Origin of the sequence: Burkholderia sp. MSMB617WGS (assembly GCF_001532025.2) — a bacterium.
Taxonomy (GTDB): domain Bacteria; phylum Pseudomonadota; class Gammaproteobacteria; order Burkholderiales; family Burkholderiaceae; genus Burkholderia; species Burkholderia savannae.
Genome location: NZ_CP013457.1, coordinates 1,339,789 through 1,359,703, shown reverse-complemented (window position 1 = coordinate 1,359,703; position 19,915 = coordinate 1,339,789). Strand labels below are relative to the sequence as shown.

20 protein-coding genes are annotated in these 19,915 nt (G+C 68.5%); 6 read left to right on the top strand and 14 right to left on the bottom strand.

The genetic code is table 11. The features are described from left to right. Positions 1 to 7: 7 nt before the first annotated feature. The 10 genes from rpoE to WT60_RS06765 form a co-directional block, all read right to left on the bottom strand. Positions 8 to 607 carry an RNA polymerase sigma factor RpoE gene (gene rpoE, locus WT60_RS06810; RefSeq protein WP_038750323.1) on the bottom strand — a complete coding sequence of 200 codons (600 nt, stop codon included), beginning with the start codon at positions 605 to 607 and terminating at the stop codon, positions 8 to 10. Positions 608 to 709: 102 nt separating this feature from the next. Then, the gene (locus tag WT60_RS06805; protein ID WP_038750322.1) at positions 710 to 1,183 is read right to left on the bottom strand and encodes a hypothetical protein; all 474 of its coding nucleotides are present in this window, start codon (positions 1,181 to 1,183) and stop codon (positions 710 to 712) included. A gap of 11 nt (positions 1,184 to 1,194) precedes the next feature. Next, positions 1,195 to 2,433 (bottom strand): beta-ketoacyl-ACP synthase II, encoded by a 1,239-nt coding sequence (gene fabF / locus WT60_RS06800; RefSeq protein ID WP_060356887.1) that lies wholly within the window; start codon positions 2,431 to 2,433, stop codon positions 1,195 to 1,197. 156 nt (positions 2,434 to 2,589) lie between these two features. Continuing rightward, positions 2,590 to 2,829 (bottom strand): acyl carrier protein, encoded by a 240-nt coding sequence (acpP, locus tag WT60_RS06795; protein ID WP_004197638.1) that lies wholly within the window; start codon positions 2,827 to 2,829, stop codon positions 2,590 to 2,592. Between the two features lie 144 nt (positions 2,830 to 2,973). Then, positions 2,974 to 3,723 (bottom strand): 3-oxoacyl-ACP reductase FabG, encoded by a 750-nt coding sequence (fabG, locus tag WT60_RS06790; RefSeq protein WP_038750318.1) that lies wholly within the window; start codon positions 3,721 to 3,723, stop codon positions 2,974 to 2,976. 53 nt (positions 3,724 to 3,776) lie between these two features. Next, the gene (fabD, locus tag WT60_RS06785; protein ID WP_038750315.1) at positions 3,777 to 4,709 is read right to left on the bottom strand and encodes an ACP S-malonyltransferase; all 933 of its coding nucleotides are present in this window, start codon (positions 4,707 to 4,709) and stop codon (positions 3,777 to 3,779) included. 71 nt (positions 4,710 to 4,780) lie between these two features. Next, entirely contained in the window at positions 4,781 to 5,770 is a 990-nt protein-coding gene (locus WT60_RS06780; protein WP_038750313.1) for a beta-ketoacyl-ACP synthase III, read from the bottom strand. Further along, complete coding sequence (plsX, locus tag WT60_RS06775; RefSeq protein ID WP_059584616.1) at positions 5,770 to 6,876, bottom strand: phosphate acyltransferase PlsX; 1,107 nt, start codon at positions 6,874 to 6,876, stop codon at positions 5,770 to 5,772. Before plsX ends, WT60_RS06780 begins: the two co-directional genes overlap by 1 nt. 139 nt (positions 6,877 to 7,015) lie before the next feature. Continuing rightward, positions 7,016 to 7,195, bottom strand: coding sequence for a 50S ribosomal protein L32 (gene rpmF, locus WT60_RS06770; RefSeq protein WP_004192741.1), 180 nt, complete (start codon positions 7,193 to 7,195; stop codon positions 7,016 to 7,018). A gap of 96 nt (positions 7,196 to 7,291) precedes the next feature. Then, a complete protein-coding gene (locus tag WT60_RS06765; RefSeq protein WP_038750309.1) occupies positions 7,292 to 7,924 on the bottom strand; it encodes a DUF177 domain-containing protein in 633 nt (210 codons plus the stop codon). Positions 7,925 to 8,235: 311 nt separating this feature from the next. On the opposite strand from WT60_RS06765, the gene WT60_RS06760 reads away from it, so the two are divergent. Next, on the top strand, positions 8,236 to 8,883 hold the full coding sequence (locus WT60_RS06760; RefSeq protein WP_038750307.1) for a Maf-like protein: 648 nt from the start codon (positions 8,236 to 8,238) through the stop codon (positions 8,881 to 8,883). Further along, positions 8,880 to 9,602, top strand: a complete 723-nt coding sequence (locus WT60_RS06755; protein ID WP_060356886.1) for an SAM-dependent methyltransferase — start codon at positions 8,880 to 8,882, stop codon at positions 9,600 to 9,602. Before WT60_RS06760 ends, WT60_RS06755 begins: the two co-directional genes overlap by 4 nt. 18 nt (positions 9,603 to 9,620) lie before the next feature. Here the strand turns inward: WT60_RS06755 and WT60_RS06750 are convergent, their stop codons facing one another. Genes WT60_RS06750 through WT60_RS06735 form a run of 4 tightly spaced genes read right to left on the bottom strand, consistent with a single transcriptional unit; the run spans position 9,621 to position 12,696 of the window. Continuing rightward, entirely contained in the window at positions 9,621 to 10,622 is a 1,002-nt protein-coding gene (locus WT60_RS06750) for a S49 family peptidase (protein ID WP_060356885.1), read from the bottom strand. A gap of 9 nt (positions 10,623 to 10,631) precedes the next feature. After that, complete coding sequence (locus WT60_RS06745; RefSeq protein ID WP_038750301.1) at positions 10,632 to 11,027, bottom strand: Rieske 2Fe-2S domain-containing protein; 396 nt, start codon at positions 11,025 to 11,027, stop codon at positions 10,632 to 10,634. Continuing rightward, positions 11,024 to 11,683, bottom strand: a complete 660-nt coding sequence (locus tag WT60_RS06740) for an HAD-IA family hydrolase (protein WP_038750300.1) — start codon at positions 11,681 to 11,683, stop codon at positions 11,024 to 11,026. The genes WT60_RS06745 and WT60_RS06740 overlap by 4 nt, the downstream gene beginning before the upstream one ends. 5 nt (positions 11,684 to 11,688) lie before the next feature. Next, positions 11,689 to 12,696 (bottom strand): RluA family pseudouridine synthase, encoded by a 1,008-nt coding sequence (locus WT60_RS06735; protein ID WP_038750298.1) that lies wholly within the window; start codon positions 12,694 to 12,696, stop codon positions 11,689 to 11,691. A gap of 723 nt (positions 12,697 to 13,419) precedes the next feature. Between WT60_RS06735 and WT60_RS06725 the strand changes: the two genes are divergently transcribed. The 4 genes from WT60_RS06725 (at position 13,420) to glp (ending at position 19,907) form a co-directional block, all read left to right on the top strand. Continuing rightward, positions 13,420 to 16,587, top strand: a complete 3,168-nt coding sequence (locus tag WT60_RS06725) for an Rne/Rng family ribonuclease (protein ID WP_060356884.1) — start codon at positions 13,420 to 13,422, stop codon at positions 16,585 to 16,587. Positions 16,588 to 16,726: 139 nt separating this feature from the next. Then, positions 16,727 to 17,839: a GTP 3',8-cyclase MoaA gene (gene moaA / locus WT60_RS06720; RefSeq protein WP_038750293.1), complete on the top strand. Its 1,113-nt coding sequence runs from the start codon at positions 16,727 to 16,729 to the stop codon at positions 17,837 to 17,839. A gap of 36 nt (positions 17,840 to 17,875) precedes the next feature. Next, positions 17,876 to 18,499 carry a molybdenum cofactor guanylyltransferase MobA gene (gene mobA / locus WT60_RS06715; protein ID WP_038750291.1) on the top strand — a complete coding sequence of 208 codons (624 nt, stop codon included), beginning with the start codon at positions 17,876 to 17,878 and terminating at the stop codon, positions 18,497 to 18,499. A gap of 109 nt (positions 18,500 to 18,608) precedes the next feature. Beyond that, on the top strand, positions 18,609 to 19,907 hold the full coding sequence (gene glp, locus WT60_RS06710) for a gephyrin-like molybdotransferase Glp (RefSeq protein WP_060356883.1): 1,299 nt from the start codon (positions 18,609 to 18,611) through the stop codon (positions 19,905 to 19,907). Positions 19,908 to 19,915 lie beyond the last annotated feature (8 nt).

The window sequence follows — 19,915 nt, the reverse complement described above, 5'->3', positions numbered from 1 at the left end:
CAGGCGCTCACCAGCGCTTGCCTTCCGGCGTATCGAGCAGCGGCCGCAATTTTGCAGCGATCGCCTCGCGGGCGCGAAAGATCCGCGAGCGAACGGTGCCGATCGGGCATCCCATCATCTCCGCGATCTCTTCGTAGCTCAGACCTTCGATTTCGCGCAGCGTGATGGCCGTTCGCAGCTCTTCCGGCAACAGCGCCATCGCGGCGTTGACCGTTTGGGCGATCTGCTTGCTCATCAACATCGACTCAGGCGTGTTGATATCCCTTAGTTGGTCCGCATCGGAGAAAGTTTCAGCCTCTTCGGCATCCGCGTCGGTGGACGTGGGCGCCCGGCGCCCCTGGGTCGCAAGGTAGTTCTTCGCCGTATTGACGGCAATCCGGTACAACCACGTGTAGAACGCCGACTCGCCGCGAAACTGCGGCAACGCGCGATAGGCCTTGATGAACGCGTCCTGGGCCACGTCCTCGACCTCCGCGGGATCTCGCACGAGGCGCGAGATCAACCGGATGATCTTGCGGTGGTATTTGGAGACCAGGAGTTCGAACGCCGCCTTGTCGCCATTCTGTACGCGCTCGACCAGTACCTGATCGATTTCTTTTTCACTCACCTGACAAATCCGTAAACGAGGGAAGCAACGCGGAGCGCTATTGTAACGTTCCCGCTCGAGGCGCTCATGCGCGTTTGAGCCAGGGAACGGTCCCGGCCGCGCTCATGCCGCCGCGAGCGTCCCGCGCGCGGCGCGCCGGCCGAGCACGCAGAGCGCGCGGAACACGGGCGCGTCGACCGCGTCCACCGGGATCACGAGCGGCGTTGCGCGCCGGCCGCGGCCTTGCACCGTCAGCACGACGAGCAGATCGCTCCATTGCGTGCAACCGGCGATCCGACCGCGCGCGAGCAGCCGCCCGCCGCGATCGAACGCCGCGAGCACGCCCGCACCGGCATCGATCCGCAACGCGGCCGGCTGGCGCCGCTCGCAGGCGGCCCGTGCGCGCAGCGCGACGAGCGCCGCGACCAGCACGGCGAGCGCCGCCGCCCCGCCGTTGCCGACGAGCGGCGCGGCGCCCGCATGCACCGCCGCGCCGACGACCGGCACGAACAGCGCGCATGCGGCGCGCAAGCACGCCGACGCGCGCAGCACGACGTGCTGCGCACCTGCCGATGCGGCGTGGAACGGCTCCGTCAAGCGACCCCGCGTCAGACGCGCTTGAAAACCAGCGTGCCGTTAGTCCCGCCGAAGCCGAACGAGTTCTTCAGCGCGATGTCGATCTTCATCTCGCGCGCTTCGTTCGCGCAATAGTCGAGATCGCACTCGGGATCTTGGTTGAAGATGTTGATCGTCGGCGGCGACACCTGATTGTGGACCGCGAGAACCGTGAACACCGATTCGAGCCCGCCGGCGCCGCCGAGCAAGTGCCCCGTCATCGACTTGGTCGAGTTGACGACGATGTCCTTCGCGTGGTCGCCGAACGCGCGCTTGATCGCGACGGTCTCGGCCAGATCGCCGAGCGGCGTCGACGTGCCGTGCGCGTTCAGATAATTCACCTGATCGGCATTCACGCCCGCGTTGCGCAGCGCGGCCAGCATGCAGCGGCGCGCGCCGTCGCCGTCCTCGAGCGGAGCCGTCATGTGATAGGCGTCGCCGCTCATCCCGTAGCCCGCGATTTCCGCGTAGATCTTCGCGCCGCGCGCCTTCGCGTGCTCGTACTCCTCGAGCACCATCACGCCCGCGCCCTCGCCGAGCACGAAGCCGTCGCGGTCCTTGTCCCACGGACGGCTCGCCGTCGCCGGATCGTCGTTGCGCTGGGACAGCGCGCGCGCCGCCGCGAAGCCGCCGATGCCGAGCGGCGACACGGTCGACTCCGCGCCGCCCGCGATCATCACGTCGGCGTCGCCGTATTCGATGAGGCGCGCGGCCTCGCCGATGCAGTGCAGGCCGGTCGTGCACGCGGTGACGATCGCGAGATTCGGGCCCTTGATGCCGAACTTGATCGACAGGTGGCCGGAGATCATGTTGATGATCGACGCCGGCACGAAGAACGGCGAGATCCGGCGCGGGCCGCGATTGAGCAGCTCGGTCTGCGTGACTTCGATCATCGGCAGCCCGCCGATGCCCGAGCCGACCACGACGCCGACGCGCTCCGCGTTTTCGTCGGTGACCTGGAAGCCGCTGTCGTGCATCGCCTGCACGCCGGCCGCGATCCCGTAATGGATGAAGGTATCCATGTGGCGCGCTTCCTTCGCCGGGATGTAGTCCTCGACGTTGAAGCCCTTCACCTCGCCTGCGAAGCGGGTCGAGAAGTTCGTCGCATCGAACTTCGTGATATTGACGATGCCGGACTTGCCGGCCACGAGATTGGCCCAGCCGTCGGCAACATTATTGCCAACAGGCGAAATCAGCCCAAGGCCTGTAACAACAACACGACGGCGGCTCACGGTAACCTCTTTTCCATTGAATGACAAAAACAAAAGCCACAGCGGCCACAGGAACCACTCCTGCGAGCCCTGTGGCTGTTAGCTCGGCCGGCGACGACGCCGACGCGATCGCGCATCCAGCGCAGCGTGTGCAAAAACTTGCAGACGGCGTGCGTGTTACGCCTTGACGTTCGCGCGAGCGTAGTCGATCGCTTGCTGAACGGTCGTGATCTTCTCTGCCTCTTCATCCGGAATTTCCATGCCGAACTCGTCTTCGAGCGCCATGACCAGTTCGACCGTGTCGAGCGAGTCCGCGCCGAGGTCGTTCACGAACGACGCTTCGTTCTTGATTTCAGCTTCGGCGACGCCCAGTTGTTCGGCGACGATCTTCTTGACGCGTTGTTCGATATTGTCCATTACCCCTCCGAGGGAAAGTTCAGATTTACAAGTGCGCGCATTTTAGCAGGTTTGGTGCTGCCCAAAATGCGCGCCGGCTTTGCGGCCAAGCATGCGCCGGATGCGCTGTCACGCATGCACGGCGCGGATGGTAAACGAATTCCGTTACGACATGAACATGCCGCCGTTCACGTGCAGCGTCGTGCCCGTGATGTAGCCGGCCTGCGGCGATGCGAGGAACGCGACCGCATGCGCGATGTCCTCCGGGCTGCCCAGGCGGCCGAGCGGAATTTGCGTCTTCAGCGCGGCCTGCTGATCTTGCGGCAGCACCTTCGTCATGTCGGTGTCGATGAAGCCCGGCGCGACGCAATTCACGGTGATGCCGCGGCTGCCGATCTCGCGCGCGAGCGCGCGCGTCATCCCCGCGACGCCCGCCTTCGCGGCCGCGTAGTTGATCTGCCCCGGATTGCCCGCGGAGCCGACCACCGACGTGATGTTGACGATGCGTCCGCCGCGCGCCTTCATCATCGGGCGCAGCACCGCGCGCGACAGACGGAATACCGCCTTCAGGTTCGTGTCGATGACGGCGTCCCACTCTTCGTCCTTCATCCGCATCGCGAGCTGATCCTGCGTGATGCCCGCGTTGTTGACGAGCACGTTCAGCGCGCCGAACTCGCTGAGCGTCGACTCGACGAGCGCGTCGACCGTCGCCGCATCGTTGACGTTCAGCACGGCGCCGCGGCCTTCGAGCCCGGCTTCCTTGAATGCGGCGGAAATGCCCTCGGCGCCCGCTTCGGTCGTCGCGGTGCCGATCACCGTCGCGCCGCGGCGCGCGAGCTCGAGCGCGATCGCGCGGCCGATCCCGCGCGACGCGCCGGTCACGATCGCGACTTGTTTGTCGAGAGTCTTGTCCATGCAGTGGTTCCGTGTTTCGGTTGAATCGGCAAGCTTGCGCGCCTGACGCAACGTCAGGCGGCGGCGAGCTTGAGCGCTTCGTCGAGCGACGCCGGATCGAACACCGACGCGCCGACCAGGTTGCCGTCGATGCGCTTCGTGAGGCCCGCGAGCACCTTGCCCGGGCCGCACTCGATCACGTGCGTCACGCCTTGGCGGGCGATGTGCTGCACGCACTCGACCCAGCGCACGGGGCCCGCCGCCTGGCGCACGAGCGCATCCTTGATCGCCTCGGGATCGGACGCCTGCGCGACGTCGATGTTGTTGACGACGGGAATCTGCGGCGCCTTCACGTCGACCTTCGCGAGGTAGTCGCGCAGCTTGTCCGACGCGGGCTTGAGCAGCGACGAGTGGAACGGCGCCGACACGGGCAGCGGCAGCGCGCGCTTCGCGCCCTTCGCCTTCGCGATTTCGCAGGCCCTCTCGATGCCCGCCTTCGTGCCCGCGATCACGACTTGCGCGGGCGCGTTGAAATTCACCGCTTCGACGACGCCCGACGCCGACGCCTCGGCGCACACCGCGCGCACCGCATCGTCGTCGAGACCGAGAATCGCCGCCATCCCGCCCACGCCGACGGGCACGGCCGTCTGCATCGCCTGCGCGCGGAAGCGCACGAGCGGCAGCGCGTCGCGAAACGCGATCGCGCCCGCGGCGACGAGCGCCGTGTATTCGCCGAGGCTGTGGCCCGCGACGATCGACGGCTCCACGCCGCCCGCCTGCCGCCACGCGCGATAGCACGCGTACGCGGCCGTCAGCATCACGGGTTGCGTATTCGTCGTCAGATTGAGTTCGTCGGCCGGGCCGTCGGCGATCAGCTTGCCGATGTCCTGACCCAGCGCGTCGGACGCTTCGTCGAGCGTCTCGCGCACGACGGCGACGTCGGCGAATGCATTGAGCATGCCGACCGATTGCGAGCCCTGGCCCGGAAAAACGAATGCAAATTTCATATCGTCCCCAAATGAATCGAATCGAGCGGCGCGCACGAACTGCGCGCCGATGGGATGCGAGGAGAAACCCGTCAGAAGCGGAAGACCGACGCGCCCCACGTGAAGCCGCCGCCGACGCCTTCGATCAGCACGTGCTGGCCGCGCTTGATGCGGCCGTCGCGCACGGCGACGTCGAGTGCGAGCGGGATCGACGCGGCGGACGTGTTGCCGTGCTCGTCGACGGTGACGATCATGCGTTCCTGCGGCAGGCCGAGCTTGCGGCACGTGCTTGTCATGATACGGATATTGGCCTGGTGCGGAATCAGCCAATCGACCTGCTCCGGCGCGAGATCCGCCTTCGACAGCGCTTCGACCGCGACCTTCTCCAGCACGTTCACGGCGAGCTTGAAGACGGCCTGGCCGTCCATGTGCAGGAATGCGCTGCCCGCGACGACGCCGCGGTTCACGTTGCCCGGCGTGCAGAGAATGTTCGAGTAGCTGCCGTCCGCGTGCAGCGCACTGCCGAGGATGCCCGGCTCTTCGGACGCCGACAGCACGACGGCGCCGGCGCCGTCGCCGAACAGCACGCAGGTCGTGCGGTCCTTGAAGTCGAGGATGCGCGAGAACGTCTCCGCGCCGACGACGAGCGCCGTGCGATGCTGCCCCGTGCGGATGAAGCTGTCGGCCGTGGCAAGCGCGTATGCGAAGCCCGAGCACACCGCCTGCACGTCGAACGCGGCGCCGTTGTTCTTGATGCCGAGCTTGTTCTGCAGCAGGCACGCCGTGCTCGGGAACACGAAATCGGGCGTCGACGTCGCGACGATGACGAGGTCGATCGACTGCGGATCGACGTCGGCGGCCTCGATCGCGCGCTGCGCGGCGACGAGCGCGAGATCGCTCGTCGTCACGTCGGGCGCAGCGAAGTGCCGCGCGTGGATGCCCGTGCGCGCGACGATCCACTCGTCGCTCGTCTCGATGCCATCCTTCGCGAGACGAGCGGCGAGTTCTTGATTCGTGACGCGGTCGGGCGGCAAGTAGCTACCCGTGCCGAGCACGCGGGAATAGAGGGTCGATTGGGCCATTATGTCTTCGAGGAAAGCGCGGCGGAGGGCTCGGCTGGCTGGCCTGCGGACGGACTCGCCTGCCCCGCTCCGCCCGCGTCGCGACCGCTTTCGCCAAGCGGCGCGGCGTTTTCCGCCATCGCTCGCGAAAGACGCTCCAGCACGCCATTTTTGACGGCATCATACCCGCGTTTGATCGCCCACTCAAACGCGTACGCGTCGGCGGAGCCATGGCTCTTGATGACGAGACTGCGCAAGCCGAGCAGCGCCGCGCCGTTGTACTGGCGATGATCGACCCGCTTCTTGAAGCGCAGCAGCACGGGCAGCGCCAGAAACGCCATCAGCTTCGACAAAAGCGAGCGGCTGAACTCTTCCTTGATGATGTCCGCGAGCATCTGCGCGAGGCCCTCGGACGTCTTCAATGCAACGTTGCCAACGAAGCCATCGCAGACGATCACGTCGACGGTGCCCTTGTAGATGTCGTTTCCTTCGACGTTGCCGCGAAAATTCAACGTGCTCGCGCGCAATAGCTCGCCAGCGCGCTTGATTGTTTCGTTGCCCTTGATGATCTCCTCGCCGATGTTGAGAAGACCGATCGTCGGCCGCTCCTTGCCCTCGAGCGCCGCGACGAGCGCGTGCCCCATTTCGGCGAACTGCAGCAGGTGCTGCGGCTCGCAGTCGACGTTCGCGCCGAGGTCGAGCATCATCGTGTAGCCCGTCGGATTCGGCAGCGCGAACGCGATCGCGGGCCGCTCGATGCCGGGCAACGTCTTCAGCACGTAGCGCGACACCGCCATCAGCGCGCCGGTGTTGCCGGCGGAGATGCACGCCTGCGCCTCGCCTTCCTTCACGTGATTGAGGGCGACGCGCATCGAAGAGTCCTTCTTCTTGCGCAGCGCCACTTCGACGGGATCGTCCATCGCGACCACTTCGGTGGCCGGCACGACGGACAGCGCAGGCTCGCCGAGCGCCTTGCACTTCTTGAGTTGCGCCCGGATCGCGCTTTCGATGCCGACGAGCATCAGGTGCGCGTCGGGATGCGACCGAACGAACTTGACTGCCGCGGGAACGGTCACGGACGGGCCGTGGTCGCCTCCCATGCAATCGATTGTGAGCTTTACAGTCATGGAATGCGACGAATTTCAGGCACAAAAAAGCGGCAGTTGAATGCCGCCTTCTTGTTGAGCCAGGAAAGTGTCAAGCGAACCGGTTGTCACGCGACGAGCCTGAATGGCCATCAGACGCGCGCCACGGAGACGGAAACGCTTAGTCGTTCTTCGTCTTGACGACTTTCTTGCCGCGATAGTAGCCGTTCGGGCTGATATGGTGACGCAGATGCACTTCACCCGTGCTCGGCTCGACGGCGAGCGGCGAGGTCGTCAGGAAATCGTGCGAACGATGCATGCCGCGCTTCGACGGCGACTTCTTGTTTTGTTGAACTGCCATGACTAACTCCTAAAAATTTTCCGGATTCTAACACAGCCCGATCCGGCGCTTGCTACCCCGGCCCTGCGGCCTCACGCCTTCCCGCGCCCCAACTGCTTAGTGTTTGCCGCCGTCCCCGCCCTTTTTCAGCGCTTCGAGCGCCGCGAACGGATTCGGCCTGTCGCTTTCGCCCGCCGGTTCGTCGGACGTATCGTCCGTATCGGCCGCTGGACCGCTCACGCCCGACACGAGGCTTTCGTGCACCGCCGGACAAACGTCGTGCTTCGGCACGAGCGGCAGCGAAAGCAGCAACTCCTCTTCGATCAATTCGACGAGATCGAACTGGCGCGAGCCGACGATCACATCGACGTCATCTTCGTCGAGCGGAAATTCGTCCGCCTCTTCCTCGGAGGCGACGATCCGGTACACGACGTCGATGTCGAACGACTGCCGGTACGGCGTCACGCAGCGCTGGCACTCGAGCCACGCGGCACCGTGCAGCGCGAGCCGCAGATAAGGCTGTTGCCCCTCGGCGCCGTCGTCCTGCAGCTCGGGCTGCGTCGAACCCTCGGCCTGCCAGGTGAATACGGTGTCGCGGTCTGGCGCGTCCGCCGGCACTTCGTTTAACATGCGCGGCAACTGCGAAAGCCGGACGGCACCCGCCGCCTGCCGAGCGCTGCGCGCAAATTCGAACAGATCGATCGCATGCGGATCGAGCGAAACCGCAGGCTTACCTGAAGACGGATTCATGTGCGCTCCTGCCGTATCAACCCTCGGTACAACTCGTCGTTCGTGCAGGCGGCCCGCGCACCACGCGCCCGATGCGTGGCGCACGATGCGCACGCCCGATGTGTACGTACGCCGATGGGACGCATCGGGCCGTGGTCGGGCACTCGCAAAAACCCTGCCGATGAAAAGCGCAAGAGCATACCCGTTTTATCTTTTCGAGTCAAATACTTAAGGCATCACCGAACACACCCCCGCCGAGCGCCCGCGTGCCGCGCGGCGGAGGCCATTCCTTCACATCCGATCTTTCGAACCGACCGATACCCGACACCATCATGCCGGACAACGCTTCCAGCCCGCCGCGGCTGATCCTCGCCTCCAGCTCCCGCTACAGGCGCGAGCTCCTCGAACGCCTGCGCGTGCCGTTCGACGTCATCACGCCCGAAGTCGACGAAACGCCGCTGCCGGACGAAACGCCGTCGGCGACCGCGCTGCGGCTCGCCGCCGCGAAGGCGCGCGCCGCGGCCGAACGCGCCCGAGCGCCTCACGGCGCGCTCGTGATCGGCTCCGATCAGGTCGCGACCTTCGACGGGCTGCAGATCGGCAAGCCGGGCACGCATGAGCGCGCGCTCGCGCAACTGCAGGCGATGCGCGGCCGCGAGGTCGAATTCCACAGCGCGCTTTGCCTGTACGACAGCCGCTCGGGCGCGACGCAGATCGAAGACGTGGTGACGCGCGTACGGTTCCGCACGCTGACCGACGTCGAACTCGACGCCTACTTGCGCGCGGAGACGCCGTACGACGTCGCGGGCAGCGCGAAATCGGAAGGGCTCGGCATCGCGCTTCTCGACGCGATCGACTCCGACGATCCGACCGCGCTCGTCGGCCTGCCGCTCATCGCGCTCACGCGGATGCTGCGCGCGGCGGGCTATCCCCTCTTCGGCGCGCGGGCGCCGGCTTCCGGCGGAGCGAACGGACGATGACGGCAGGCACGCTTTATCTGATCCCGAACACGCTCGGCGAAGGCGACGCCGAGATGCTCACCGCCGTACTGCCCGCCGCCGTGCAGGCGCGCGCCGCGTCGCTCGGCTATTACATCGGCGAGAACGCGAAGACGACGCGCGCGTTCCTGAAGAAAATCGGCACCGAGCGGCCGATCCAGGAAATCGAGATCCGCGAGCTGAACGTGAAGACGCCCGCGGGCGAGATCGGCAAGCTGCTCGCGCCCGTGCTCGCCGGCGCCGACGCCGGGCTCGTGTCGGAAGCCGGCTGCCCCGCCGTCGCCGATCCGGGCGCGCTGCTCGTGCGGCGCGCGCACGAGCGCGGCGTGAAGGTCGTGCCGCTCGTCGGGCCGAGCTCGATCCTGCTCGCGCTGATGGCGTCCGGCCTGAACGGCCAAAGCTTCGCGTTCCACGGCTATCTGCCCGTCGACGCCGCCGCGCGCGCGAAGCGCCTGCGCGAGCTCGAGCAGCAGTCGCGCAAGGCGAATCAGACGCAAATCTTCATCGAGACCCCGTACCGCAATCACGCGATGCTCGATGCGCTCGTCGCGACGTGCGCGCCGTCGACGCTCGTATGCGTCGCGGCCGACCTCACGCTGCCGACCGAGACGATCGCGAGCCGCTCGGCCGCAGAATGGAAAAAGGCGCCCGTGCCCGATTTGCACAAGCGCCCTGCGATTTTCCTGCTGCTCGCGAACTGAGCGCGGCGGACCGCGCCGTCAGCGCAGCTTCAGCTCGCCGCCGGCCACGGCCGCCTTCAGCGCGGCCTTGCCGACCGCCGCGCCGAAGCGGCGCGCGACGCGATCGGTCAGGCTTTCCTTGACCGTGTAGTCGACGAGATCGGGCGCCTTCAGCACGTCGCGCGCGACGGTATCGGTCGTCCCGTAATCGTCGGCGAGGCCGAGCTCGATGCTCTTCGCGCCCGTCCAGAAAAGCCCCGAGAAGATCTCCGGCGAGTCGTGCAGCCGCGCGCCGCGGCCGTCCTTCACCGCCTTGATGAACTGCTCGTGGATCTGGTCGAGCATCTCTTGCGCGTGCGCGTCCATCTTCGCCGTCTCCGGCGAGAACGGATCGAAGAAGCCCTTGTTCTCGCCCGACGTGTGCAGCCGCCGCTCGACGCCGAGCTTGCCCATCAGCCCGGTGAAGCCGAAGCCGTCCATCAGCACGCCGATCGAGCCGACGATGCTCGCCTTGTCGACGTAGATCTTGTCGGCCGCCGCCGCGATGTAGTAGCCGCCCGACGCGCACATGTCGGAGACGACGACGTAGAGCGGCTTCGCCGGATACTTCTTGCGCAGCCGGCGGATCTCGTCGTAGACGATGCCCGCCTGCACCGGGCTGCCGCCCGGGCTGTTGATGCGCAGCACGACGCCCACCGTGCCCGAATCCTCGAACGCGCTGCCGAGCGCCGTGTTGATGTCCTCGGCGTTCGCGTTGGTGCTCGCCGCGATTTCGCCGTCGATCGTCACGACGGCCGTGTGGCGTCCGCTCGCGAGCTTGCTGCCGTCGCCGGACACGCTGAGGAACGCGAACGCGAGCACGGCGAGCACGACGAGGAACGCGAAGCGGAAGAATATCCGCCAGCGCCGTGCGGCGCGCTGCTCCTTGATCGCCGCGAGGGCGACGCGCTCGAGCACCGCGCGCTCCCAGTTTGGTTCGCGAGCGGCGGCGCTCGCCGCGGAAGAGGAAGACGGATCGGGCGGATTGATTTGATCGGACATGCGTGAAAGTCAGTGGTCAGAAGAGGCCGGGCGCAGATCGCCGTCGGGCAGCCAGAACACCGCGCGGCCGCCCGGCGTATCCCGCTCGTCGACCTGAACGGCGCGCAGCCGCGCGCCGCGGCACGGGCCGCCGACGCACTTGCCCGTCTCCGGCTCGTAGATCGCGCCGTGCGTCGCGCACATCAAGTATAAGCCCGACGATTCGAAGAACTGGCCCTCGGCCCAGTCTAGTTCCATCGGCACGTGCGCGCAGCGGTTCAGGTAACCGTACGCGCGTCCCTCGTAGCGCACGAAGAACACGACGGCAGGCTCGCCGCGCAGCGTCGCGTCGACCCGCACGCCCTCGCCGCCGTCGACGAGCGCGTCGGCCGCGCAGACGAAGCGCGCGTCGCCGCCGCCCGTCATGCGTGCTCCCGCAGCCAGCCGGCGAGCGCCGCGACGTCGGGCGCGACGAAGCGCGGCGACAGCGCCGCGAGCGCGTCGGCCGAATGCGCGCCGTACGCGACGCCGATGCCCGCCGCGCCCGCGCTCGCCGCCATCTGCAGGTCGTGCGTCGTGTCGCCGATCATCACGGTGCGCGCCAGATCCTGCCCCAATTCGCGCGACAGCTCCTGCAGCATCGCCGGATGCGGCTTGGAGAACGTTTCGTCCGCGCAGCGCGTGCCGTCGAAGAGGCTCGTGAGCTTCGCCTGGTCGAGCGCGCGGTTCAGGCCGACGCGCCCCTTGCCCGTCGCGACGGCGAGCAGGTAGCCGGTGTCGCGCAGTTCCTCGAGCATCTCGCGCACGCCGGCGAACAGCTCGATGCGCTGGTCCTTGACGAAATAGTGGAACCGGTAGCGTTCGGCGAGCCGCGGATAGTCGGCGGTATCGAGGCTCGGCGCGGTCACGGCGAGCGCGTCGCGCAGGCCGAGCCCGATCACGTAGCGGGCGGCCTCGTCGGACGGCACGGGCACGCCGAGATCGCGGCACGCGGCCTGGATGCTTTGCGCGATGTGCGCGGTCGAATCCATCAGCGTGCCGTCCCAGTCGAAGACGATCAGATCAAATTGCTGTCGGGCCATGCGTGTCACGCGTGTTCGCGCAAGTCGGTGAGTTGGTCGAGAAATTGCCGGCACTCGGCGGGCAGCGGCGCGTCGAACTGCAGCGGCTCGCCCGTCAGCGGGTGCGCGAGGCGCAGCCGGTGAGCGTGCAGGAACATCCGCTTGATCGACGGCACCGCGCTCGCGCGCGCGAGCGTCTTGTTCAGCGCGAAATCGCCGTACTTCGCGTCGCCGACGATCGGCAGGCCCAGATGAGCGAGGTGCACGCGAATCTGATGGGTCCGACCCGTTTTGAGTTCCGCCTCGACGAGCGCATAGCCCGGCCAGCGGTCGACGAGATTGAACACCGTGTGCGACGGCAGCCCGTCTTCCTGGACGCGCACGCGCCGCTCGCCGTCGGGCGTCGAGTACTTGAAGAGCGGCGCCTTCACCGCGCGGCGGCGGCCCCAGTCCGCCGCCCAGTCGCCGTGCACGCATGCGTAGTAGCGCTTGTCCATCCGGTTGTCGCGGATCTGCTCGTGCAGCCCGACGAGCGCCGAACGCTTCTTCGCGAGCATCAGGATGCCCGACGTCTCGCGATCGAGCCGGTGCGCGAGTTCGAGGAACTTCGCGTGCGGCCGCGCATGGCGCATCTGCTCGATCACGCCGAACGCAACCCCGCTGCCGCCGTGCACGGCGACGCCCGCCGGCTTGTTGAGCGCGATGATCGCGTCGTCCTCGAACAGGATCTCGAATTCCGCGGCGGGCACGGGCGCGGGACCGGCCGCGCGCGCGAGGTCGGCCGCCGCGACGCGCACGGGCGGCACGCGCACGACGTCGCCGAACGCGAGCCGGTACTGCGCATCGATCCGGCCCTTGTTCACACGGACTTCGCCGCTGCGCAGAATCCGGTAAATGTGACTCTTCGGCACGCCCTTGCAGACGCGCAGCAGGAAATTATCGATGCGCTGCCCGGCGGCGTTTTCGTCGATCTCGATGAGCGAAACCTGGCCGCTTGCGACCGAATTATGGGATTTTTTGCCTAACTCATTCATACTGAATATAATTTTGCGCAGCTTTCCGTAATGGAGCGGCCTGATCGGCCGGTTTTCGGGCGGACTGCGTGAGGCGCAAGCGCAAACTGTTATTTTACTTGCGCCCGGGGCGTGCTGCTCGTCCTCACGAAATGAAAGCAGCAAGTTGCACGCACGGCACCCCGCTCTGGCAGGGATCGCGCCCACAGGCGGATTCGGTCGGAGCCGTGCCGCGGTAACGGAATGTTGGACAAAAAGAATTTGTTGGGAGCTGCGGCGCGGCGCGATGTTAGCCCGGCGCGGCTCCCTGTTGCGAATAGAACGGCGTGCGCCCGATGTGGTTCCGCAAGAGCGCGGAGCTTGGCGACGTCAAAACCAAGGAAGGAACACCCCAGGCGGGAAAGTCGGGCTGGATTCGATACTCCCCGCTGCGGCCGAGCCGCAGCATATGCCGCCACCCGGCGCCGCGCGCACTTTGCGCCGCGCCCCGCGGCAGTGCCCGGTCGGAGGCTTAGCGCGCCCTGCGGCGCGCGGAGTGTCGACGCCGTGTGCTTTGAAGCCGTGTTCGCAGGCGCCCTCTGGCCGCGGCCCGTCGTATGGGCTCGCGCCTCATCAGGCCATTCTCCCGCCATCATTCCCGCTCCAGCGTGCTCGTGACAACACAACAAGGCGCGGCCTGACGTCGTCCCGCGCTCCGCCTGACAACCGGAGCGCGCCGCCGGCAGAGCCGCCTGGAGTCGTTCAATGAAACGCATGCTGTTCAATGCGACGCAGCAGGAAGAACTGCGCGTCGCCATCGTCGATGGGCAGAAGCTCATCGACATCGACATCGAAACCGCCGGACGCGAACAGCGCAAAGGCAACATCTACAAGGGCGTCGTCACCCGCATCGAGCCGTCGCTCGAAGCCTGCTTCGTCAACTACGGCGAAGACCGCCACGGCTTCCTGCCGTTCAAGGAAGTCGCCCGCCAGTACTTCAAGGAAGGCGTCGACATGCGCTCCGCGCGCATCCAGGACGCGTTGCGCGAAGGCCAGGAGCTGATCGTCCAGGTCGAGAAGGAAGAGCGCGGCAACAAGGGCGCGGCCCTCACCACGTTCATCTCGCTCGCCGGCCGCTACCTCGTGCTGATGCCGAACAACCCGCGCGGCGGCGGCGTGTCGCGCCGCATCGAGGGCGACGAGCGCCAGGAACTGCGCGAAACGATGGCGCAACTGCAGATCCCCGACGGCATGAGCATGATCGCCCGCACGGCGGGCATCGGCCGCAGCGCCGAGGAACTGCAGTGGGACCTGAACTACCTGCTGCAGCTCTGGCGCGCGATCGAGGCGGCGTCGCAAAGCGGCCACCCCGGCCAGCCGATGCTGATCTACCTCGAATCGAGCCTCGTGATCCGCGCGATCCGGGACTATTTCCAGCCGGACATCGGCGAAATCCTGATCGACACGACCGAGATCCATGATCAGGCCCGCGCGTTCATGGACATCGTGATGCCCGACAACGTCGGCAAGGTGAAGCGCTATCACGACGACGTTCCCCTCTTCTCGCGCTTTCAGATCGAGCACCAGATCGAGACCGCGTACTCGCGCACGGTGCCGCTGCCGTCGGGCGGCGCGATCGTGATCGACCACACCGAGGCGCTCGTCGCGATCGACGTGAACTCGGCGCGCGCGACCAAGGGCGCGGACATCGAGGAAACGGCGACCCGCACGAACCTCGAGGCGGCCGACGAAGTCGCGCGCCAGCTGCGCCTGCGCGACCTGGGCGGCCTGATCGTGATCGACTTCATCGACATGGAATCGGCGAAGAGCCAGCGCGAAGTCGAGCAGCGCCTGAAGGATGCGTTGAAGCATGACCGCGCGCGCGTGCAGATGGGCAAGATCTCGCGCTTCGGGCTGATGGAGCTGTCGCGCCAGCGCCTGCGTCCGGCCCTCTCCGAAGGCAGCCACGTGACGTGCCCGCGCTGCAACGGCACGGGCCACATCCGCGACACCGAATCGTCCGCGCTGCAAGTGTTGCGGATCATTCAGGAAGAAGCCATGAAGGAGAACACCGCGGCGATCCACTGCCAGGTGCCCGTCGAGGTGACGGCCTTCCTGCTCAACGAAAAGCGCCAGGAAATCAACAAGATCGAGTCGCGGTTCAAGGTCGGCGTCGTGCTGATTCCGAACAAGCATCTCGATACGCCGCACTACAAGCTCGAGCGCCTGCGCCACGACGACGCGCGCCTCGACGATCCGCGCGCCTCGTGGAAGATGGCCGAGGAAGCCGCCCGCGAGCTCGAGGCCGAAACCGGCTACAGCAAGCGCGCGGAGGAAACGAAGCCGCGTCAGGAAGCGGCCGTGAAGGGCATCACGCCCGAGCGTCCGGCACCGAGCCCCGCACCGCAGCGCCAGCCCGCACCCGAGGCGGCGCCCGCCGCCGTCGCACCGGCGAGCGGCGGATTCGTCAAGTGGCTGAAGAACCTGTTCGGCATGCAGCCGGCCGCGGCCTCCGCGCCGGCGCCCGCCGCGCAGGAAGCGGCCGCGCGTCCGGCGCGCGAGCGTGGCGAGCGCGGTGAAAAGGCCGAACGCGGCGGCGATCGCAATCGCAACCGTCGCGGCGGCGGCGCGCAACAGGCAGGCGGCCGCGACCAGGCCGCAGCGGGCGGCGGCCGCGCTCAGGCGCCGCGCGCCGAGCGCGAAGGCAAGGAAACCCGCGAGCCGCGCGAAGGCCGCGAGGCACGCGAAGGCCGCGGCAGCCGGGACAACCGCGAAGGTCGCGAAGGCCGTGAACCGCGCGAAAGCCGTGAGCAGCGCGAACAGCGCGAGCCGCGTGAGCCGCGTGAGCGCGCCGAAACGGTCGATGCCGCGGAAACACAGCGCAGCGAGCGCCGTGAGCGCGGCGAACGCGGCGAGCGGCGCAAGCCCGTGCCGCACGTCGCGACGCTCGAAACGGTGAACCGCGGCGAAAGCGCCCACGCGGAACCGGCCGAGAAGCCGGCGCATGCGCTCGGCGCCGAAGCCGGCGTCGAGGCCGATTCGAACGCCCGCGACGGCGAGGAACGCCGCCGTCGCCGTCGCGGTCGCCGTGGTGGCCGCCGCGAGCGCGAGGATGAAGCCGCAGGCGCCGTGCAAGCGGCGGAAGCCGGCGAAGACGTGACGGCCGAAGCGGCCGCAGCCGATGTGCACGAAGCCGCCGCGCCGGTTGCCGGCCATGAGCCGCAGCACGCCGCGCAGGCGGGTATAGCGGCGGTAGCGGCGTCAGCCGTCGCCGCGGAAGCGATCGCTCACGTCGAGAGCGGCGCGACGGCCGAGCCGCAAGCGGCAGCCGAAACGCCCGCCGCCGGGGCCGAGCAGGCTCCGGCAGCGCCCGCTCGCGCTGTCGAAGCGCCGATGCAAGCCGCAGCGGTGGAGGCCGCACCGGCAGCCGCGGCGCACGCCGAGCCGGCTCCGGCCGAAACCGTGCAGGCGCAAGCCGCCGCGCCGGCCGAGGCCGCTGCCGTCGAGGCCGCACCGGTTGCAGCCGCCGCGGCGGACGTGTCCGAAGCGGCGGCTCCGGCGATTGCTCCGGCCCCGGTTGCCGAGCCAGCGCCGGCCGTCGCGCCGCAGCCCGCGCCTGTCGCGGCCGCGCCCGTCGAAACGCGCATCGCGCACGAGCCGCCCGCCGTCGCCGAAGCACCGGCTGCGCCGGCTGCCGAGGCCATCGCACCGGCTACGGCCGCCGCCCCCGTCGCGGCCGCGCCGGGCACGAGCCTCTCAACGGTGCTCGAAGCCGCCGGCCTCGTCTGGGTCAATACGGACGCGGACAAGCTGCATGCCGCTCAGGCCGTCGCCGCGCAAATCGTGCAGCCCATGCGCGTGCCGCGCGAACGCAAGCCGCTGCCGCCCGTCGACACGACGCCGATGCAGCAAGTCGAGACGACTCACCGCTGATCCGGTCGTCCATCGCACGAAAAAGCCCGCCCCGAAAAGGCGGGCTTTTTTGTCTGTGCTCCGGTTCTGCGGGTTTCCATGCCCGGCCCCTCCCGGCGCTTCCAGCTAAAATGGAGGTCTGGCTTATCTTGCAACGCACATGTCCCGACGCATCATCCCCGTGACCCCGGTGAGCGCGGCGCCCGATCTGCCCGGCGCCCTGCTCGCGCCGAGCGGCACGCTCCGCGACGCCTTCGCGCGCCCGTTGCGCGACCTGCGCATCTCGGTCACGGACCGCTGCAACTTCCGATGCGTGTACTGCATGCCGCGTACCGTGTTCGGCAAGGATTACCCGTTTTTGCCGCACAGCGCCCTCCTGACGCTCGAGGAAATCGAGCGGCTCGCGCGGCTTTTCGTCGCACACGGCGTCGAAAAAATCCGCATCACGGGCGGCGAGCCGCTCCTGCGTAAAAACATCGAATTCCTGATCGAGCGCCTCGCAAAGATGACGACCGTCGACGGACGGCCGCTCGACCTCACGCTGACGACGAACGGCTCGCTCCTCGTGCGCAAGGCGAGGAGCCTGCGCGACGCGGGGCTCTCGCGCGTGACGGTCAGCCTCGACGCGCTCGACGACACGCTCTTCAAGCGAATGAACGACGCCGACTTCGCAAGCGCCGACGTGCTCGACGGCATCTTCGCCGCGCAGGCGGCGGGCCTTGCGCCCGTGAAGGTCAACATGGTCGTCAAGCGCGGCACCAACGACGCCGAGATCGTGCCGATGGCGCGCCGCTTCAAGGGCACGGGCGTCGTGCTGCGCTTCATCGAATACATGGACGTCGGCACGTCGAACGGCTGGAACATGGCCGAAGTGCTGCCGTCCGCCGACGTGGTCGCGCGCATCGCCGAGCACTTCCCGCTCGTGCCGCTCGAGCGGCACACGCCGTCCGAAACCGCGCAGCGCTGGGGCTACGCGGACGGCAGCGGCGAGATCGGCGTGATCTCGAGCGTCACGCGCGCGTTCTGCGGCGACTGCACGCGCGCGCGGCTGTCGACGGAAGGCAAGCTGTATCTGTGCCTCTTCGCTTCGTCCGGCCACGACCTGCGCAGCCTCGTGCGCGGCGGCGCGACCGACGAGCAGATCGCCACCGTGATCGGCCACATCTGGCAGGCGCGCACCGACCGCTATTCGCAATTGCGCGGCAGCGCGCCGGCGACGGTAGAAGCGGCAAGCGAAGCGAAGCGCGTCGAAATGTCCTACATCGGCGGCTAGGCGCGCCGCCCGCTCGACGCGCCCGCCGCTTTCACGATGCCGCCGCACGCCGCCCCCTCCTCCACGATCACCGGCCTGCTGCTCGCAGGCGGGCGCGGCACGCGGATGGGCGGCGTCGACAAAGGGCTGCAGCCGCTGCGCGGCGAGCCGCTCGCGTTGCACGTGTTGCGCCGGCTCGCGCCGCAGGTCGACGCGCTCGTCATCAGCGCGAATCGCCATCTCGATGCATACGCGGCGCTCGGCGCGCCGTTTCACGCGCGCGTCATTACGGACACGCACGCCGACTTCGCCGGCCCGCTCGCCGGGCTCGCCGCCGGCATGCGCGCGGCGAGCACGCCGCTCGTCCTGTGCACGCCATGCGATTCGCCGTTCCTGCCCGCCGATCTCGCCGCGCGCCTGCGCGCCGCGCTCGACGCGCAGCGCGCGGAGATCGCGTTCGCGACGACCGTCGACGCGAACGGCGGCGCCTCGGCGCAGCCCGTCTTCGCGCTCGTGAGCACCGCGCTCGCCGACGATCTCTGCGCCTATCTCGCGTCCGGCGAGCGCAAGATGCGCGCGTGGTACGCACGCCACAAGACGGCCGAAGTGCCGTTTGACGACGAGCGGGCGTTTTACAATGCAAACTCTTTGCGGGACTTAGCCGGCCTCGAACGCGCATGACGGGCCGCATCTCGTTGCTCGCGCCGCCCGCCGCTTGCGATGCGAGCGCGTCACAACGGCGGCCGGGACACCGGCCCCGAACACAATCCGCCTAGCGGCGCCGTCATCGATGACCACGCACACCACGCCTACGCCATCCGCCACGTCCGAGAACGCCGTCGCGCTGACCGTCGACGAAGCGCGCGCGCTCGCGTTGCGTTTCGTCGAGGGCGTCGCGCAGGTCGAGCGCGTCGCGCTGCGCGATGCGCTCGGCCGCGTGCTCGCCGGCGACGTCGCATCGCCGTTCGACATTCCCGCCTACGACAACGCCGCGATGGACGGCTACGCGTTCGACGGCGCGGCGCTCGCCGCGCCGGCCGCCGACGGCACGCTCGAGCTCGCGGTCGCGGGCCGCGCGCTCGCGGGCCATCCGTTCGACGGCCCGCGTGTCGCGAGCGGCGCGTGCGTGCGGATCATGACGGGCGCGCGCATGCCCGCGGGCTGCGACACCGTGATCCCGCAGGAAAAAGTCGATGCGGCGGGCGACGTCGTGCGCTTTCCCGCATCGGCCGCCGCGCGCGGCGACCACTGCCGCCGCGCGGGCGAGGACCTCGCGCGCGGCGCGAGCGCGCTCGCCGCCGGCCGCGTCGTGCGCGCCGCCGATCTCGGCCTGCTCGCGTCGCTCGGCATCGCCGACGTCGCGGTGCGCCGCCGCGTGCGCGTCGCGTTCTTCTCGACGGGCGACGAACTGCAACTGCCGGGCGAGCCGCTGCGCGACGGCGGCCTCTACGACAGCAACCGCGCGACGCTCGCCGGGATGCTCGCGCGCGTCGGCGTCGACGCGCTCGATCTCGGCATCGTCCGCGACGATCCCGCCGCGCTCGAAGCCACGCTGAAGGCCGCGGCCGCGCAGGCGGACGCGGTGATCACGTCGGGCGGCGTGTCGGTCGGCGACGCCGATTTCACGCGCGCGCTGCTCGACAAGCTCGGCGACGTCACGTTCGCGAGCGTCGCGATGCGCCCGGGCCGGCCGCTCGCGTGCGGCCGCATCTGGGCGGGCGCACGCGACGCGCGGCCCGCGCTCTTCTTCGGCTTGCCGGGCAATCCGGTCGCGGTCGCGGCGACCTTCGTCGTGATCGTGCGCGACGCGCTCCTCGCGCTGATGGGCGCCGACGCGCCGCCGCTTCCCCGCTACCCGGCCGTCTGCGACGCGCCGCTCAAGAAGCGCGCGGGGCGCACCGAATTCCTGCGCGGGCGCGCGGCGCGCGACGCGAGCAGCGTCTGGCGCGTGACGCCCGCCGGCTCGCAAAGCTCGGCGTCGCTCAAGAGCCTGAGCGACGCGAACTGCTTCATCGTGCTCGCGCACGACGCCGCACGCGTCGACGCCGGCGCGACGGTCGACATCCTGCCGTTCGACGGCGTCATCTGAATCCGATC